General features: G+C 35.8%; 18 protein-coding genes and 1 rRNA gene. 13 read left to right on the forward strand and 6 right to left on the reverse strand.

Going from position 1 to position 18,506, the window contains the following annotated elements:
* Positions 1 to 173 precede the first annotated feature (173 nt).
* From BN3326_RS18385 to BN3326_RS18400, 4 genes are all read left to right on the forward strand, one after another.
* Positions 174 to 1,208: a zinc-dependent alcohol dehydrogenase gene (locus BN3326_RS18385; protein ID WP_070000734.1), complete on the forward strand. Its 1,035-nt coding sequence runs from the start codon at positions 174 to 176 to the stop codon at positions 1,206 to 1,208.
* Between the two features lie 226 nt (positions 1,209 to 1,434).
* The gene (locus BN3326_RS18390) at positions 1,435 to 2,211 is read left to right on the forward strand and encodes an SDR family oxidoreductase (protein ID WP_070000721.1); all 777 of its coding nucleotides are present in this window, start codon (positions 1,435 to 1,437) and stop codon (positions 2,209 to 2,211) included.
* Between the two features lie 36 nt (positions 2,212 to 2,247).
* On the forward strand, positions 2,248 to 3,927 hold the full coding sequence (gene araB / locus BN3326_RS18395) for a ribulokinase (protein ID WP_070000722.1): 1,680 nt from the start codon (positions 2,248 to 2,250) through the stop codon (positions 3,925 to 3,927).
* 572 nt (positions 3,928 to 4,499) lie between these two features.
* Positions 4,500 to 5,618: an ROK family transcriptional regulator gene (locus BN3326_RS18400; RefSeq protein WP_070000723.1), complete on the forward strand. Its 1,119-nt coding sequence runs from the start codon at positions 4,500 to 4,502 to the stop codon at positions 5,616 to 5,618.
* Positions 5,619 to 5,859: 241 nt separating this feature from the next.
* Here the strand turns inward: BN3326_RS18400 and BN3326_RS22120 are convergent, their stop codons facing one another.
* The gene (locus BN3326_RS22120) at positions 5,860 to 6,036 is read right to left on the reverse strand and encodes a hypothetical protein (RefSeq protein WP_171903867.1); all 177 of its coding nucleotides are present in this window, start codon (positions 6,034 to 6,036) and stop codon (positions 5,860 to 5,862) included.
* Positions 6,037 to 6,139: 103 nt separating this feature from the next.
* Positions 6,140 to 6,559 (reverse strand): hypothetical protein, encoded by a 420-nt coding sequence (locus tag BN3326_RS18405; RefSeq protein WP_070000724.1) that lies wholly within the window; start codon positions 6,557 to 6,559, stop codon positions 6,140 to 6,142.
* A 190-nt stretch (positions 6,560 to 6,749) separates the two neighbouring features.
* Here BN3326_RS18405 and BN3326_RS18410 point away from each other — a divergent pair, with 190 nt between their 5' ends.
* The 4 genes from BN3326_RS18410 (at position 6,750) to BN3326_RS18425 (ending at position 11,176) form a co-directional block, all read left to right on the forward strand.
* Positions 6,750 to 7,865 carry a PQQ-dependent sugar dehydrogenase gene (locus tag BN3326_RS18410; RefSeq protein ID WP_070000725.1) on the forward strand — a complete coding sequence of 372 codons (1,116 nt, stop codon included), beginning with the start codon at positions 6,750 to 6,752 and terminating at the stop codon, positions 7,863 to 7,865.
* Positions 7,866 to 7,996: 131 nt separating this feature from the next.
* The gene (locus BN3326_RS18415) at positions 7,997 to 8,596 is read left to right on the forward strand and encodes a fasciclin domain-containing protein (protein WP_070000726.1); all 600 of its coding nucleotides are present in this window, start codon (positions 7,997 to 7,999) and stop codon (positions 8,594 to 8,596) included.
* Between the two features lie 360 nt (positions 8,597 to 8,956).
* A complete protein-coding gene (locus tag BN3326_RS18420; RefSeq protein WP_070000727.1) occupies positions 8,957 to 9,211 on the forward strand; it encodes a TfoX/Sxy family protein in 255 nt (84 codons plus the stop codon).
* Between the two features lie 234 nt (positions 9,212 to 9,445).
* Positions 9,446 to 11,176 carry a L,D-transpeptidase family protein gene (locus BN3326_RS18425; RefSeq protein WP_242876031.1) on the forward strand — a complete coding sequence of 577 codons (1,731 nt, stop codon included), beginning with the start codon at positions 9,446 to 9,448 and terminating at the stop codon, positions 11,174 to 11,176.
* A 75-nt stretch (positions 11,177 to 11,251) separates the two neighbouring features.
* On the opposite strand, the gene BN3326_RS18430 is transcribed toward BN3326_RS18425, so the two are convergent.
* Complete coding sequence (locus BN3326_RS18430) at positions 11,252 to 11,431, reverse strand: H-type small acid-soluble spore protein (RefSeq protein ID WP_070000728.1); 180 nt, start codon at positions 11,429 to 11,431, stop codon at positions 11,252 to 11,254.
* A gap of 160 nt (positions 11,432 to 11,591) precedes the next feature.
* Between BN3326_RS18430 and BN3326_RS18435 the strand changes: the two genes are divergently transcribed.
* From BN3326_RS18435 to BN3326_RS18450, 4 genes are all read left to right on the forward strand, one after another.
* The gene (locus tag BN3326_RS18435; protein WP_070000729.1) at positions 11,592 to 12,383 is read left to right on the forward strand and encodes an RNA ligase family protein; all 792 of its coding nucleotides are present in this window, start codon (positions 11,592 to 11,594) and stop codon (positions 12,381 to 12,383) included.
* Positions 12,384 to 12,393: 10 nt separating this feature from the next.
* Positions 12,394 to 13,515 (forward strand): AAA family ATPase, encoded by a 1,122-nt coding sequence (locus BN3326_RS18440; RefSeq protein ID WP_070000730.1) that lies wholly within the window; start codon positions 12,394 to 12,396, stop codon positions 13,513 to 13,515.
* Between the two features lie 182 nt (positions 13,516 to 13,697).
* A complete protein-coding gene (locus BN3326_RS18445; protein ID WP_083258943.1) occupies positions 13,698 to 15,596 on the forward strand; it encodes a beta-propeller domain-containing protein in 1,899 nt (632 codons plus the stop codon).
* Between the two features lie 44 nt (positions 15,597 to 15,640).
* Positions 15,641 to 16,627 (forward strand): Gfo/Idh/MocA family protein, encoded by a 987-nt coding sequence (locus BN3326_RS18450; protein WP_070000732.1) that lies wholly within the window; start codon positions 15,641 to 15,643, stop codon positions 16,625 to 16,627.
* 72 nt (positions 16,628 to 16,699) lie between these two features.
* On the opposite strand, the gene BN3326_RS18455 is transcribed toward BN3326_RS18450, so the two are convergent.
* From BN3326_RS18455 to BN3326_RS22460, 3 genes are read right to left on the reverse strand one after another with little or no spacing between them, the layout of a single operon-like run.
* A complete protein-coding gene (locus BN3326_RS18455; RefSeq protein ID WP_070000733.1) occupies positions 16,700 to 17,470 on the reverse strand; it encodes a hypothetical protein in 771 nt (256 codons plus the stop codon).
* Positions 17,457 to 17,753: a sigma factor-like helix-turn-helix DNA-binding protein gene (locus BN3326_RS22920; RefSeq protein ID WP_242876032.1), complete on the reverse strand. Its 297-nt coding sequence runs from the start codon at positions 17,751 to 17,753 to the stop codon at positions 17,457 to 17,459. The genes BN3326_RS18455 and BN3326_RS22920 overlap by 14 nt, the downstream gene beginning before the upstream one ends.
* A 2-nt stretch (positions 17,754 to 17,755) precedes the next feature.
* Positions 17,756 to 17,944, reverse strand: a complete 189-nt coding sequence (locus BN3326_RS22460) for an RNA polymerase sigma factor (protein WP_242876033.1) — start codon at positions 17,942 to 17,944, stop codon at positions 17,756 to 17,758.
* Between the two features lie 447 nt (positions 17,945 to 18,391).
* Between BN3326_RS22460 and BN3326_RS18465 the strand changes: the two genes are divergently transcribed.
* Positions 18,392 to 18,506: ribosomal RNA gene (locus BN3326_RS18465) — 16S ribosomal RNA — on the forward strand; the annotation flags it as partial.

Here is an 18,506-nt window from a genome sequence, read left to right on the forward strand (position 1 = left end):
GGTATACTTACCAATGGTATGGTTCTCTTAAACGTAAGTACATACATGCAGATGGTTGTTAAAGGTATAGTACTTGCACTTGCAGTAGGCTTTGATAGTATTCAAAAACGTCGTGTAGCGCACTAAAGGCGATCTAAAGTCAATAATACAGGAGGATGTTTATGAAAGATAAAATGCTTCAGGCAGTAATGGCAGCACCTCATGAGATAGAGTTTAAAGAGATTCCGGTACCTGAGATAAAACCAGAACAGGTATTGGTACAAATAAAGAGAATCGGTGTATGCGGAAGTGATATGCATGTCAATCACGGACAGCATCCTTATGTTAGTTATCCGCTGATTCAGGGACATGAGGTGTCGGCAAAGATTATAGCTTTAGGTAAAGCTGTTACTGGACTTCAAGTAGGACAGAAGGTAACGATTGAACCACAGGTATATTGTGGTGAGTGCTATCCATGTACGCATGGTAAATATAACTTATGTGAAGATTTGAAAGTTATGGGTTTCCAGACAATAGGTACTGCTAGTGAATATTTTGCAGTAGATGCCTCAAAAATTACACCACTGCCTGATGGTATGTCATATGATGAAGGTGCAATGATTGAACCTCTGGCTGTTACTGTTCATGCCTGCAAGCGTTCAGGTGATGTTAAGGACAAGAAAGTGGTAGTACTCGGTGCAGGACCGATTGGGATATTATTGTGCCAAACCTTAAAAGCTTATGGTGCGGCAGAGGTCATGATGACGGATATTTCTGATTATCGTTTAGACCTTGCTAAAAGATGTGGTGCCGATTACGTGTATAACACAAAGCACGTTGATTTTGCTAAGGTGGTTGTTGAGTGTTTTGGAAAGGATAAGGCTGATATAATCTATGATTGTGCAGGCAACGACATCACAATGGGGCAGGCTATTGCAAATGCGAGAAAAGGAAGTATCATCGTTCTGTTAGCTGTATTTGCAGGTATGGCAACTGTAGATCTTGCAAAGTTAAACGATTCTGAAGTGGATTTATATACATCTATGATGTATAGACATGAAGATTATTTAGAAGCCATTCGTTTAGTTGAGGAAGGTAAAATTCAGCTTAAACCACTCATGAGCAAGCATTTTGATTTCAAGGATTATCCGGAAGCATATCATTATATTGATAATAACCATGAGACCACCATGAAAGTTTTAATAGATGTTGATGGTGATGAGGGTTAATTATAACTCACTTCATACAGCTTCAGACATGTAGATTTTATCCCAGCAAGTTCCGCGAAAGCGGGCTTGTTGCACTGGAACTACTAGGAATAAGAAGGTAAGATGCTGCTATTTTTAAATACTCAAATGTTAAATAAATAACAAAGTGTTGTGTAAGATAGAAGGTTAATGTTAATAAAAACATATAAAATAAAAATAAAAAACATATAAAAAGGAGACTATCACTATGGGAATTATGGAAAGAATGAGATTAGACGGTAAAGTATCATTTGTTACAGGCGGGGCAAGAGGGATTGGTAAAGCAATTGCTACAGCGATAGCAGAAGCTGGAAGTCATGTGGCTATCGTTGATATGGATATTGAAGAAGCAACAAAAACAGCTAATGAGATTGTTGATACAATTGGTGTTAAAGCCATTGCAATTAAGGCAGATGTTACACTCCAAGAAGATGTAGATGCAATGATGGCGACTATTTTAGATACTTTTGGTAAATTAGATGTAGCATTTTGTAATGCAGGTATATGTATGAATATTCCAGCTGATGAGATGACTGCTGATCAGTTTAGAAAAGTAATTGATATTAACTTAACAGGTGTATTTCTGACATCACAAGCTGCGGCTAAAGTAATGCTTAAACAAGGTAAAGGATCAATCATCAATACAGCATCTATGTCAGGACATATTGTTAATGTACCTCAGCCACAATGCGCTTACAACGCTTCAAAAGCAGGTGTTATTCAGCTTACAAAATCAATGGCAATTGAGTTTGCTAAAAAAGGTGTTCGCGTTAACAGCATCAGCCCAGGGTATATCGGTACTGACCTAGTTATGGAAGCACCACATCTTAAAGCACTCATTGCAGAGTGGAATGGTATGGCACCAATGGGCCGTTTAGGAAGACCTGATGAACTTCAGGCTATTGCAGTATACCTTGCAGGCGATACTAGTGATTTTACGACAGGATCAGATTTTGTGATCGACGGCGCTTTCAGTTGTTTCTAAAACCAAATAGACACTAGTATTAGAGGAGGGGCATCAATGAAGAAATATACTTTAGGGATCGATTATGGGACCTTATCAGGTCGTGTAGTATTGGTCGATGTGGACAATGGAGAAGAAATATGTTTTTCTGTAGTTGAGTACAAACACAGCATTATGGATACGTATTTACCAGGAAGTAAAGTACGCTTAGCACCTGAAACAGCATTGCAGCACCCAGCAGATTATTTAGAAGTGCTTAAGAGCGGCGTTGCGGAAGTTCTTAGAGTTAGTGGTATCAGCAATGAACAAATTATTGGTATAGGGGTAGATTTCACATCTTGTACTGTTTTGCCTGTTGATAGCGATGGAACGCCTCTTTGCTTCTTAGATGAATTTAAAGACAGACCACATGCTTACGTTAAGTTATGGAAACATCACGCAGCTCAGTATGAAGCTGACTTATTCAATGAAGTGACCTACAAACGTGGAGAGGATTTTATAAAACGTTATGGCGGAAGAATGTCATCTGAGTGGGTTGTACCAAAAGCTATGCAGATCTTACATGAAGATGAAGAAATTTACAATAGAATGGCCAAATTTATAGAAGCTGGCGATTGGGTTGTTTGGCAGCTTATAGGCGAAGAAAAACGCAGCTTGTGTCAGGCAGGCTATAAAGCGGTATGGTCAAAGAAAGATGGTTATCCAAGTAAAGCATTCTTCGCGGCGCTGGATCCTAAGATGGAAAACTTCGTTGATGAAAAACTAAGTCATGAAATTTATGCAACAACTGACTGTGCTGGTTATTTGACACGTGAAGCAGCGTCTCTTACTGGACTGCTTGAAGGAACAGCTGTTGCGGTAGCAAACGTTGATGCACATGTGGCCCTTCCGGCAGTTAAGATAACAGGTCCTGGAAAGATGTTAATGATCATGGGAACAAGCACATGCCATATCATGATGAGTGAAGAAGAACATTTTATTCCTGGTGTTGGTGGTGTTGTAGAAGATGGTGTAGTGCCAGGTTACTATGCCTATGAAGCTGGCCAAGCTTGCGTAGGGGATCACTTTGACTGGTTTGTTAATAACTGTGTACCTAAGGCTTATTTCGATGAGGCCAAAGAAAAAGGTATGGATGTACATCAAATATTAGTGGATAAAGTTAAAGATCAATTACCAGGCGAAAGCGGCCTTCTGGCGCTTGACTGGTGGAATGGGAATAGAAGTGTCCTAACAGATGCTGATTTAACAGGTTTGTTGATTGGAGCAACGTTACAGACAAAACCTGAAGAAATTTATCGTGCTCTGATTGAAGCAACAGCTTTTGGAACAAAAATCATCATTGAAGCCTTTAAAGAAGGTGGCGTTCCAATTAATGAGCTTTACGCTGCAGGCGGGATCTCACAAAAAAATGCAATGATGATGCAGATCTATGCAGATGTAACGAATACTGAAATTCGCATATCATCATCCAAGCAAGCACCAGCTCTTGGCGCAGCATTGTTTGGTGCTGTTGCAGCTGGGGCAGCAAAAGGTGGCTATGGCAGCATCGAAGAAGCTTCTGAGAAGATGTCAAGACTTCAGGATACAGTCTATATACCAAACAAAGAAAACGTGGCAAGATACAATCTGCTTTTCAAAGAGTATAAAATACTTCATGATTACTTTGGTAGAGGCGAGAATGATGTCATGAAACGATTAAAAGAGCTTAAAAATAATGCTATAAATGAAAAAAAATAGTACAGAGGGGTGCTCAATGTAAAGTTTGAGCATCCCATTTTAAATCTAGTGATTAATTAGGACTTGACATGAATATTTTGGGTTTGTCATAATAATTATGGACAATAGATACATAGATTCTTGCTGATTTTTGGAAGTTCTTCTTAGATACAAATCGACATCATTTTATGATATAATAATAATCTACAGATAAGACTGAGGTTGATTTGTTAATTGCTTGTTGAATACTCTGCACATCAGTTTTGGCTTGAATCTGCACTATGTCTCTTCGTCTTAGGATGAGGGATCTAGTGCTTAAGAAGATACCAATTTGAATAGGGATAATGACACAAATCTTTAAATGAAAGCAATACAGAAATGAAACTAGGTTTTTGTTGTAATGTACTGTAGATTCAAGACCAATGATGAGGTTGTTCTGCTTAAAGAAGCAGGGGAGGATAGAGCAACTTTTAGAAGCCAGCATGGTCGTTGGAGAATTTAAGAGTTAAGCGCATTATAGCAGCATTAAAATATAAAATGAAAGGAAAGGGAACGTGTGATGTCAGCTTCTATTAATATCATACAAGCATTATATGAATATTTTTGACATTAAGCAAAGCAACCGTAACAGAATATATTTTTATATTCGTGAAAAAGGTTTGGCAACAACAAAAGATATTGCATACGATTTAAAGCTAAGTTTGCCTACGGTTACTCAGAATTTGGATTATTTAGCAAAACAGGGGCTGATAAGTTCAGAAGATAAAGTTGTTAATAAATCCGGTGGGAGAAATCCTATCGCTCATTCCTATGTTGCGGATGTAAAAGTTGCAATTGGGCTAGATATCGCAAAAAATCATATTATAAGTACTATTGTAGATTTGAACGGTGATGATATTAAGCATATTTATCAAAAGATAGAGTATAAGCGCAATGATGGCTATTTAAAGCTGCTCGGAGAGGCAGTAGAGAGAATTATTGAAAGTGCGCAATTAGACCGAGGCAAAATCTTGGGGGTAGGTATTGCTGTCCCTGGTATTGTTAATCATGAAGAAGATTATGTAGTAGATGGAAGAGTTATTGATAATACCGGAATGACGTGTGAAGAGTTTTCAAAGTATATTCCGTATTCCACAAAACTCATTCACGACTCGTATGCCTCTGTTTTTTCTGAGAGCTGGATGTCATCTGAACTGCACAATGCATTTTATTTTCGCTTATGCCATAGTGTAGGAGGGTCAGTGTTGCTGAATGATAATATCTATTTGGGGGATGGCTTATACAGTGGTGAGGTAGGCCATTTAAATATCATTCCGAATGGGAAGCAGTGCTATTGTGGGCAAAAAGGGTGTTTAGATGCCTATTGTAGTGCAGAGGTACTTGAAAACTATGCGGATGGCGACTTGGATTTGTTTTTTGAGCGGCTCGAGCAGGGAGAAGAAAGATTGATTAAGGTATGGGATGATTATTTGAATCACCTGGCTATTGCTGTAAGTGATATTAGAATGTTGTTTGGATGCAAAATTATTTTGGGTGGCGATGTAGGTGTTTTTATGCAAGACTATATGGATGTCCTATACGAGAAAGTAAGTCGCAGAAGCCCATTTGGTGAGGACTCAAGGACTTTTCTAACACCTTTCAAAAAGAAGAAGTATTCTGTTGCGACAGGAGCTGGGCTTTACTTTGTGGATAAATTCTTCAATAATATGTAAATAAATAATAAGAAAAGAGCATGGTCATCAAATCTTTTATAGTATAGGGTTATACTTAGGGTTAATGAATATGCTCTTGTTTTTTTCGCCATGTTTCAATTACCACAATGAAAATGAGAGGAGGCAGCCAAGGTAATAAGCTGTCTCCTCTCATTTTTACACTCCGTTTAAGACATGTTATCAGCAATAAATGTTTTGTTTTGAGTGTAGGAGAAGAAGTTCTAAAGTGATTTGAAGAAGATTAGTAGTAGTAATTATAGCCACCATGACATTTTGGAGAAGCTTGTGTGCGGCATATTTTAAAGGTGTGTCCAGGGAAGAAATAGTTAAATGCTGCATAATAAGGGTCTACAAAGCCATAACTGCGTGGTGCAAAGTAAGGATTAAAAAAGCCAGCGCCATATCTATAATTGTACATAGAAATACCTCCTTTCACAGATAGTATATAGTATTCCAATATTAGACTAAGCGTGACAAGTAATAATTCTTCATTGTTGGTAGCTATAATGAGATACTTAAGGCTATTGGAATTTATGAGTAAAAGGAAATAGCTTCAGTTTAATCAGCATATATAAGGCAATTAAACTTTCAAATAAACCTATAAGAAAGAAAATAATATGTAATAGATGAATAGCATTCAACATATAGCATTGAATCAGAATCCAGGCCATTAATATACACCCAGCTCCCCCGCTAATATAAACATGAAACTTCAATTTGAATTTCACAAATATAAATGAAATCAGATGGCCTAAGCCTATTATAAGTAACAAAAATAATCCAGGAATGAGGAAGTTAGTAAAGGGCCCTTTTTTCAATAAATCAGTTGATGCACCATATGAAACACCGTAAGGATCTGAGATTGCTAATAGACCCCCAAATAATGCTCCGACACCTACAAATAAAAGAATAGCTGATTGTATACCATATATTTTTTTCAAATGATCACTTCTTTCACTTAATATTTTGTACTACTTAAATATCATTATATAATAAGTTAGAATAATCTAAAAGTAATAAGTGGTACGTATACTTAGAAAAAGTTTTTATCACTGATTAGGCCTGTATGATCCTCATCTTTTACTATGTTTCTTAATAGAATAGAGTATAGTGTAAGTTGGAGGGTGGAGAATGAAAGAGATTATTTATCTGATTTTATTTTATATAATATGGCGACACTATAGGGTAACGTATGCCAAAACAAACCTAGCCAGATCAAGACAGTTGCCCTACGAAATAGAAGTTGTTGCTGAAAATTTACATATACCGTGGGGCATAGCTATAAGTGATGAAGGTAAAATTTATTTTACAGAGCGGTCTGGCGCAATTAGAGTGATTGAAGAGGGTGAACTCCAGCCGGAGCCCATTATCACATTGGGACCACCTTTTGTAAGTTCTGGAGAAGGTGGCTTGATGGGGATTGCACTAGACCCTGATTTTTCACAAAATCATTATATGTATGTTATGCATACCTATAATGAAGGTAATCAAATCTATAATCGCGTTATAAGATTAATTAAGCAGGATAATAGAGCAATTATTGATCAGGTACTGATAGAGGGTATTCCCGGGGGACGTATTCATAATGGCGGCAGGATAAAAATAGGTCCAGATCAAAAACTCTATATTGCAACAGGAGATGCAGGTGTACCTGCATTGGCACAAGAACGTGCAAGTACAGCTGGAAAGATTTTGCGCATAGCATTAGACGGCAGTATTCCAGAAGATAATCCAATCCCAAATTCACCAGTTTATAGCTTGGGTCATCGTAATCCTCAGGGCTTAGCATGGCATACACAAAACATTTTATATGCCTCAGAACACGGGCCAATAGCATATGATGAAATAAATAGTATTGAACCGGGGGCTAACTATGGATGGCCACTTGTTAAAGGCGATGAAAAGACAGAGGCTATTGAAGTAAAAAAACCAATACTGCATAGCGGGGAAGTTACTTGGGCCCCATCAGGTATAGCCTTTGTGAATCAAGGACCATGGCAAGGTAAATTACTCGTGGCAAACTTACGCGGCACACAACTGCTAGTGATTTCTTTAGATGAAGAAGGGTTAGAAGTGGAGCAGGTAGAATTTTGGCTGCAAAATGAGTACGGACGTTTACGGGAGGTTATTCAGTCGCGTGATGGGTCAATTTATTTGGCAACGAGTAACAGGGATGGAAGAGGTGAGCCGGATACAACTGATGATAAAATTATACGACTTATTCCAAAAAGAAGTGATAGGTTTTAAAGAGATTAGAAAAACAGATCTAGAATGGAAAGATATTCAAACAAGCATCCAAATAGCATAATAATTGTTTTAATGGTTAAACTTAAACTGAAAAAGAAATTGTAAATGATAAATAGCAAAGGAGTTTTACTATGAAGAAGAAAATCAGTATTATGATAACCTTACTAATGATGGTATCAATCATTCAGGGTTCTTTATTTGCAAATACCAACAGGATGCTTAAGCTAGGGTGTGCTGCTAATTCACAAGGTATGAAGTATGCAGAGAAACAAAATTCAACGATGTCAATGGATATTGTTGATATTGCTGCAGGTGATGATAGATTTGAAACTTTAGTAGCTGCGTTAAAGGCTGCGGAGTTAGTTGATACACTTAAAGGGAATGGTCCTTTTACTGTATTTGCGCCTACAGACGATGCATTTGCCAAACTACCAGCAGGCACACTAGAGGAACTTCTAAAACCTGAAAACAAGGATACACTTGTAAATATTCTAACTTATCATGTTGTTGCAGGTAGGGTTCCTGCAGAAGAAGCTCTTAAATTAGATGGTAAAGAGATAACTATGGTAAATGGGGATAAGGCTAAAATAGAAGTTAAGGATGGTTCAGTATTTATTAATGGTGCTAAAGTTATAGTCACTGACATTATGGCGAAAAATGGAATAATCCATGCGATTGATACTGTAATCATGCCACCAACAAATAGAATGAAGTCTAAAAAGACGAATTAGAGTATATTTAAAGTAATTAAATAGAATAGACTGCATTAAAAGGGGAGCAATTTATTGCCCTCCTTTTAATGCGGTACAAACTTTTAAATAGATAATCACTATAATTATTTTTAAAATTGAGCATACTTAAGCTAGATATGTAATTTTCTAAATAATATGATACAATTAGGAGACACAATACGAAACTAAAGCAACTTAATAATAAGCTAAGATAATATGTTAAGACGTCTAAGTGATAACGGAATATTTCAATTACATACAAGTGATAGCAGAAGATATTTATTTTTGAATAGAAACAGTGTAATACAAGGGGAAGAGGTTATATATTTTTTATTTTGTTAGTCAAAGGAGAATATGAAAATGGGAGAATTATCAAAACTACCTAATATTGGTAAGAATGTTGAAGAACAGCTAAACTCAGTTGGTATCAAAACACTTAATGAATTAATAGAAATTGGAAGTAAACAGGCTTGGCTTAAAATTAGAGCAGTTGATGATTCAGCTTGTATTAACCGATTATGTGCTTTGGAAGGAGCAATCCAAGGCGTGAGATGGCATAATCTATCAGAGGAAATTAAAAGTGATTTAAGGGAATTTTATTATGCATTTAAGTAGCTTTTTATATTGAAGAAAGTGCAGTACACTCACACCAGGATCCTGCTAAGAAAGGCTTAGCTTTACTGAAGTTAAATCAAAAAATGCCACGAGTATAGCCCCCATATTTCTGATATTTGGTCAGAAATGTGGGGGTTATTAATAGTTATAGAATCTCAAATAGTTGTTTTAAGTACGTATACTCCTACATAAAATGGAATGTAGATTTTTTTGAAGTTTAAAGGGGTAGGTATTATGGAAAAGGAAACAGAAAGCCCAGTAGAAGAGGGCGCGTTAAATGCAGTAGAGAAGGAGGGAGAGAAGGCAGTAGAAGGGCGTAAAGAGAATATAGTAGAAAAGGGAGCAGAAGAATATGAAGAGAATAGGGGAGCCCAGCAAGTAGAAGAACGTGGGGAGAATAAGGTCGAGGCGCAGGCAGAAAAGCACGAAGAGAAGGGAGGGGACAACGAAGTAGAAGTGCCAATAGAAGATAAAGTAGAAAGTTTGTTAGATAAACAAATAGCGACCACAGCAGCAAGTGAAACAGAAGAATTAGCAGATCATAATGAAGAAAATGCAGTAGAGCATCCAGTAGAAAAAGCAGTCAAGAAACCAAAAAGGATTTATAAGATGCTTATTGCCGGCATAATCAGTGTTTCTTGTACTTTAATTATTTTTTATTTGGGAATGACAGTCTATTTTATCAATCACTTTTATTTTGGTTCTGAAATTAATGGGATTAATGTTTCGGGAAAATCGGTAGAAGCTGTGGAAGAGCTCATGATGTCTGACCTTCAGAATTATAGGTTAGATCTTAAAGAGCGAGGTGGAAAAAGTGAACAGATAAAAGCAGGTGACGTAGGTTTAAGCTATGAATCTGATGAAGCATTTAATAAACTTAAAGAGGATCAAAATCCTTTGAGATGGATTGTAGCATGTTTTGATACAAAAGGTTTTAAAATGACAGCAGGTATGACATATGATGAAAAACTACTTCGCGAACGAATAGATAGACTTTATTGTTTTAATAGCGCACAGGTAGTGGAACCTAAAAATCCGAGTTTTCAATATGTAGATAATAAGTATGTTATTGTAGATGAAATTCCTGGGAACAAGATAGATAAAGCGCTTCTATATACGCATATTGAAGAGGGTCTGCTTAAGAAAGAATTGACAATCGATTTAGAACAAATCAATTGTTATATAGCGCCACAGTATCATTCAAAATCACAAGAAATTCTAGAGGTGAGAGACGCACTTAATAAATATGTGTCTTCAAAAGTCACCTATACATTTGGCAATAGTCAAGAGGTTTTAGAGGGGAACGAAATTAATAAGTGGCTTATAGTTGATGAAAACTTTTGTGTTACGGTTGATGAAAAGATGGTAGAAGCATACATAAATGGACTTTCAGAAAAATATGATGCACCAGGAAGAATAAGAAATTTTGCCGCATCATCAGGAGCAATAGTACAAATCGGCGGCGGTGATTTTTTAAGGCCTATTAATAAGGCTGAAGAAATACAGAAATTGATCTCAGTAATAAAAGAAGGCCAAACGTTGACAACAGAGCCTGTATACGGTCAAACGATACTTTCTTATGGTAACAGTGATATTGGTCATACCTATGTAGAAATAGATTTGACTAATCAGCATATATGGTTTTATAAAAATGGTATGCTTATAGTCTCGGGAGATATTGTTACAGGTAATGTAAGGGCGGGCCATACAACACCTAAAGGTGTATACAGCTTAAAATATAAAGTTAAAAACGCTGTGCTAAGAGGGCCAGGGTATGCAGCACCTGTTAACTACTGGATGCCTTTTAATGGCGGCATCGGTATACATGATGCCAACTGGAGAAGTGTATTTGGCGGCAATATATACAAAACAGATGGCTCACACGGATGTATAAATTGTCCGAATAATATTGCAAAAATGATTTACGATTATATTGAACCAGGAACTCCCGTTATCTGTTATTAGTATTCAACCAAGAACCTGATAAAATCCACCAATCCAGTATGAGACTGAGAATGGTGGATTTCTTGATGAGAGAAATTAATGTTCAACTAAACTTGATAAAGATACTTCTTCTTTTCTTTCAGGTTGATCAAGGGCATGGATATTAGCAGTATTACTTTTTTCATTTATATTTTCAATATAGATGGGTACGCCATTACAGGTTACATTCATCATAGTCGGGCAAGATGCGATTTCTTTTGCGCGGTTTTTATCCATAGTGTTAACCTCCTTATATTTTTTAACGCACTTAGTATTTGCTTAAATATAAATAAATATTCTGTTTGGGAAGATACAAAAAATGATAAATTAGGATAAAAGGTATTTAATTTTTTAATTCAGAATACAATACTATCTGAATAAGAAAGGATGTGAAACGATGCATAGTGAGTTAATAAAATACCCAAGGACAAAACATATTACAGGCTCAATGCTCCAAACAGGAGATAATAACTTAAAGGCAGTGCCTTTTAAACAAATTATGGGTAAGTACGTAGTTTTGGAAGAGAAAATAGATGGAGCCAATAGTGGGATAAGCTTTTCTCAGTCCGGGCAGTTATTACTGCAAAGCAGAGGTCATTTTCTAACAGGGGGACACAGAGAAAAACATTTTCATTTATTTAAGACTTGGTCAAGCAGGTATTCGGAAGAGCTCTATAAGTTATTAGGCAGCAGATATATTATGTATGGAGAATGGATGTATGCGAAACACACGATATTTTATGACCAACTACCCCATTATTTTATGGAATTTGATATGTATGATAAACAAGAAAAGCTCTTTTTAAGTACTAAGGAAAGAGGAAAAATGTTACAGAGCTATCCTTTTATTCATAGTGTAAAGGTATTATATGAAGGCAAAATAGAAAAGATAGATACGATAAGAAATCTTATAGGTGCATCTTACTTTATATCTGAGAAAAGCATCAAGCGCTTAAAAAAGGCTTGTGAAAAACAAGAATTGGATTTTATAAAAGTACAAAGTGAGACGGATTTATCGGGCATTATGGAAGGGATATATATTAAAGTTGAAGACCTATATAAAGTAAGTGAACGTTATAAGTATGTCCGGGAAAGTTTTAAAACGCAGATAGTTGATTCTGAGACACACTGGCTGGATCGGCCAATTATTGAAAATCAACTAGAGAATCCTGGCAGTCTATTTGAATAGGAGAAGAGTTATGCTGGAGCTAAGTAGATTTGGAATAGAAGAAGGACGTCTTAACTGGGAGGCGTTATTAAGTACTTTTAAAGAAGTAAAGTCCCTTAAAAAAATACCACAAGATACAATACATCATGGTGAAGGAAATGTACTTATACACACTCAAATGATGTGTGAGGCCCTGCTGAAATTAGAGGAATTTAAAAGTCTGGGGCTTGAAGATAAAAAGATAGTCTTTTTTGCAGCGTTTTTCCATGATTTAGGAAAAGGCATTACAACCAAAGAGGAAGGTGGACGCATAGTCTCACCTAAACATGCCTTAAAAGGAGAAGTATTAGTTAGAGAACTTATTTATAAAAAGTGGGGAAAGGCTTTTAATTTCAAAGAAAGAGAAACGATCTGTAAACTTATAAGATATCATGGCTTACCTTTATTCTTTTGGAATAAACCACAGCCAGAAAAGTATATTATAGAAGCAAGTCAAATGGTAAAGTTAAGTGATCTTGTGCTTATTGCAGAAGCAGACTGTAGAGGACGCGTCTGTGGAGATTTGGATAAATTATTAGATGCCATTGAGCTTTTTAAAAATACAGCCAAGGAACAAGAGTGCTTAAATAAACCAAAAGCTTTCTCAAATGGACTTAGTCGCTTTGAGTATTTTAACAAAAAAGAAAGGGCATTAGAGTATACCGCTTATGAAAAAGAAAACTTCAAGGTTATGTTACTCTCAGGACTACCAGCAGCAGGAAAAGATACATGGATCAAGACCCATGGAGAGGGCTTAGAAGTGATTACTTTAGATGAAATTAGAACAAGCTTAAAAATAGCCCCTACAGATGAACAAGGAAAAGTTGCACAATATGCTAAAGAGCAAGCAAAAGCATATCTAAGAGAAAAGAAGTCCTTTATATGGAATGCAACGAATACAACAAAAGAAATGCGAGCAAGACTCGTTAAGCTGTTTATGAGCTATGAAGCGAATGTAGAAATCATCTATATAGAAACGCCTTATGAAGTGCTTCTTAAAAGAAGTGGCAAAAGAGAGCGTAATGTACCACGGAAGGTGATTGATAAGCTTTTGAAAAACTTAGAAATACCAAGTCCTATAGAAGCACCGAAAGTAAGCTATTATATAGAATGAAAATTATAGACAAAAATAATCCACTCATTTTGGTGAAAAACTAAAGTTAGTGGATTTTTAGGATAAAAAGGTGCCTAGGTAAAAAGGGTGACGGTAAAGCGTTTAAAATATGCCCTGCGATTGTAACAAAACTTTACTGTAAGTTAATGGAAGTGATATAATAACAGCAAGGTAATTAATAGATGAAAGGAGATAGAGGCATGTATGCGAACAAGCAAAAAATTAAAAGGATATTTAGAATAGGACTTTTGATAGGCGTTTTAGCAGCAGCTCAGGTTCTTTGGGGCGGTATCGTACAAGCTAGTGACCTAGTAGAGGCATATCAGCTTACAAAAATAAAATCCTATGAGGAACTGGTTAAAGTGTTAAAAGAAAATCATGTGATTACAAAAGACAGTCGTTATCTTTACAGGTATAATACAGAAGATGTTTCAAGCCTTCCTTCAACTAGCAGCACAGAATCTAAGTCAGCTGAAGGGTCTTTAGATGCAATAAGCTACTCTGCAACAAACATACAGGTAGAGAGGGTAGACGAAGCTGATACCCTTAAAAATGATAGCCGCTTTATCTATCAAAAGATTGGAAATGACAAGATAGCCATTGTAGATACCAAGCAACAGCTTAAAACAGTCAGTATTATAGAAGCAAAAAAAGAAAGCAACATAGCCTTTGATACGATGTTTTTAGATAATAATACACTTATCGTTGTAGGGAAAAGACAGCAAATAAAAAAAGTTTTTCCTATAGAACCAACAATAACAAATGTGATGAAGAATACATATTATAGGGATACTTATAAGTCTTTTAGTACGCTTCAAGTATATGATTTAAGTGATAAGAGAGCACCTAAACTCATCCGAGAGATAGAAGCAGAGGGAAATTTAATCGCAGTAAGAAAAATAGATCAGACTGTTTATATGCTTACAAATAAGGTGAATAACCATGTATTAGAGGACAACTTTATTGAAGAAGATATTTTACCGCTTTATAAAGATAGTTTAGTAAGTGATGCTGTAAAAACGATTGTTCCAGAAAACATATGGTATCAACCTTGGAAAAGGGCTCAGGGGTTTACACTTATTACAGCGCTTCAACTTGATGAGAAGATACCTGTAGAAGTACAAGGGGTGCTAGGTGCAACAGATGAAATCTATATGAATGAAAAAGCACTATACCTTACAAGCAGCAGCTATTCTTATAGTAGCAGTACAACGACTATTATCAGTAAATATAATATAGATAAACAGAAAGTGACCTATGCTGTATCGGGACATGTAAAAGGTAGTTTGCTCAATCAATTTTCTATGGATGAGTATAATGGGAACTTTAGAATAGCAGTCACAGATTATTTTACCAATACAAGTGCTGTTTATGTTTTAAACAATCAGTTAAAAACATTAGGTCAACTTGAGAATCTAGCACCTGGTGAAAGAATTTATAGTGTAAGGTTTACAGGTGAGAAAGGATATGTGGTAACCTTTAAGCAAGTAGATCCCCTCTTTGTCATCGACCTAAGTAATGCGAAAGCGCCTCAAGTACTCGGGGAATTGAAAGTGCCTGGGTTTAGCCAATATCTGCATCCGATCACAGATGAGCTGATGGTGGGGATAGGCAGAAGTACTGCTGATATTATCAGAAGAGATGAAAACGGCAAGGAAATAGTGACGGGTGTAATAGCAGCAGGGATAAAACTATCACTTTTTGATGTAAAAGATCCAACCTGTCCAAAAGAAATCAATCATATTATTCTCGGGACAAACGGCAGTTATACTGGCGCTGCAGAAAATCACAAAATGGTTACAGTTCATAATGAAAAACAGCTATTAGCTATTCCAGTTTTTATTCACTATAATCAAGCAGACAATATAAAGGATTTTGAAGGCGCCTATGTATTTGGTATAAAAAACGGTAAACTTGTAGGAACTGCAAAGCTAGGCAAGATCGGAAGTCCCTATAGCTATTATAATAGTACAGATCGTGTATGCTATATAGGTGACAAACTTTACTTTTTGTATGATAATAAAATTAATGAATATGAGATCGATACGTTCTCAAGAATTCAGACGGTGTCACTTAACTAACCGGAACAATACAATATCAATTAGAAATTTTAGGAGGACAGGACATGACAAAAGTTAAAATCGGAGTACTCGGGGTATCAGGCCATCTTTTAACACGAATGATGCTTCCATTTACCCAATCTAAAAGTGTAGAAGTCATCGCTGTAGCTTCAAGAAATCTTGAAAAAGCCGAAAAAGCAGCTAAAGAATGGGACATACCAAAAGCATATGGCAGTTACGAAGCAATACTAGAAGATCCAGAAATTGAGGCTATTTATATTCCACTACCTAATCATATGCATTTAGAGTGGGTAAAGAAATCAATTGATGCAGGTAAGCATGTGTTGTGTGAAAAGCCATTAACACTAACAGCCGAAGAGACGAAAACACTCATGACATATGCAAAAGGAAAAGATGTTAAGGTTATGGAAGCTTTTATGTACCGTTTCCATCCAAAATGGCAAATGGTTCGTGAACTCATGAAAGTGAGCGGCATTGGTGAAGTACATGCCATTCATACTATTTTCACCTATAATAATAACGACCCTAAAAATATAAGAAATATTAAAGAATATGGCGGGGGATCTTTAATGGATATCGGTTGTTATGCCATATCTTCTGCGAGGTGGATCATGAATAAAGAGCCTCAAAAAGTAATGGGGATGATTCATTATTCGGATGCTACAGGGACTGATGTGTTGTCATCCGGCATGCTTGATTTTGGAAAAGCTAGAGCGTTATTTACTGTAGGCACTGGATCTTATCCGGCACAAGAAGTAAAAGTCTATGGTTCAAATGGTACATTAGAAGTTGTTATACCTTTTAATGATCCTTACGATATATCAGCTCAAGTTAAAGTGGTTAATGCCCTTGGGGAAAGAGTGGTAGAATTTACACCAACCAATCAATATGGAGAACTCTTTGAAAACTTTGCTAAAGCTATAACAGAAGATACAGAAGTTCCTGTTTCGCTGCAGGATAGCTATATGAATATGCGTATCATAGATCAATTATTTGAATCAGGCCGGACAGGCCAGTGGGAAACAATCTAGTTAATAGAATAAAAAACTCATCTCAGATAATTATTTTGAGGTGAGTTTTTTGTTAAGATAGTGAAGAGCAAGTTATTTTTCGGTAAAGAATATTTCATTGCCATTACAATTTAATTTTACTTTTTTAGATAGCTCCGTACCATCTTTAAAAGTGGCAGTAATAGTGATGACATTACTAAATGAAGAAAAATCAAGCGTAGATTCTGCTTTGGATTTTGGAATATCAAATTTAAAACCATATTGTCTTAGGTTTTGATCGTCATAAGCTATTGTATAGCTTTCACCTAAATGTATGTATCCCACACCGCCCCGTACACTATCATAAAAGGATTTAACTATTCCAAGCTCTTTGAAACAAGATTTAGATTGAGGAACGAAAATTTGTTCAGGGGTTAGAATGACTTTTTCTGTAAACTGCCCAGAAGTCGTTGAAAGTGTAATAGAATCAATATTTTCACCAACACAAGTAAACTGAATATCTGTATAGACTTCAGCATAATCTGAAACATTGCTCCAACTTGCAAAATCAAACATGTTTTTTAAGATAATGGGAGGACCCTGCTCTTTTGTGATTTCCACACTTTGAACGTCATTACTACCAATTTCAGCAGCATAAACCATTAGAACAAAGTTATTTTTTGTGTTACCAAAACTGTTTAAAAGGGTGATGCTTAATATAAGAGTAACTATCATTAAGAGTGAAATAATAGGTTTTAGATATAGACTATAGCATGAATTGTTCGTGGGTAAATTATTCATTTTGGAAGCTGTCGTTTTTACCAAGTTTTCGGGAATAGGTATTTCTTTATAAGTGTCTTTGTAAACTTTATTAAATAAAATCATATGTATATGCTCCTTCCAGCTTTTCTTTTAAGAGATTTCTAGCTCTGCAGAGCTGTGAGGTAATAGTAGATTCTTTTAAATGAAGTATAGTACTCATCTCCTTGACTGATAAATTCTCATAGTAGTATAGATGTATAACTATACGATATTTTGCAGGTAATTCTAAAACGGTATAAAAGATATCACTTTTTTCTTGAATCGTAAAAGTACTGTTTTCTTGCAGGGGAACTGTATTACGAAACCAAGCAGAACGCCAAAGCTTTCTGCAGAAGTTGAGTGTCACTCTTATAAGCCATGCTTTATATGTTCATCACTTTCAAACTCGACAGTAGATTTAACATATTGAAGAAAAACTTCTTGAAAAATATCATCAGCATTAGTTGGGTTTTTGCATTGAGATAATGCTAATTTATAGACCATGTCAGAATATCTTTTTAAAACGTCATCGTTTGTAAATAATGTTTTTCTGTCCATCATACAACTCCTTTCACTATTAATATCCCGTGATACAGTAAAATACTGCAAGAATAAAAATAAAGTTTTGTTACATAAACGCTTAAAAGTAGTATAGTAGAAATTATAAGAAATATATAGAAAAAATATATAGCATTATATAGAAGAAAAGCTAATAAAAACAAAGGTTTAAATGAAATAGCAAAAAAGATCGAAAAAAGTTTAATAAAGGTGTTGACATATTGGTTGAACTCGTGTAATATTATACAAGTCGCCACTAGTTAGCGACACAAACGAAAAGGCCTCAGAGCTTGAACATCAACACTTAATGAACTTTGAAAATAGAATAGTAACCATAAAACCAGTCGATTCAAAAGAGCTTCTTTATTGGAGTTCGAATCAAGTACTTTAGTAGTAAAGTACAAGTAATTAAGTCAAAAAACAGTTAACTACTGTTTGGACAAACTTTTATATGAGAGTTTGATCCTGGCTCAGGATGAACGCTGGCGGCGTGCTTAACACATGCAAGTCGAACGGACTAAGAGAGCTTGCTCTCTTAGTTAGTGGCGGACGGGTGAGTAAC

It is taken from the genome of Cellulosilyticum sp. I15G10I2, from assembly GCF_900095725.1.
In the GTDB taxonomy this organism is placed as follows: Bacteria; Bacillota; Clostridia; order Lachnospirales; family Cellulosilyticaceae; genus FMMP01.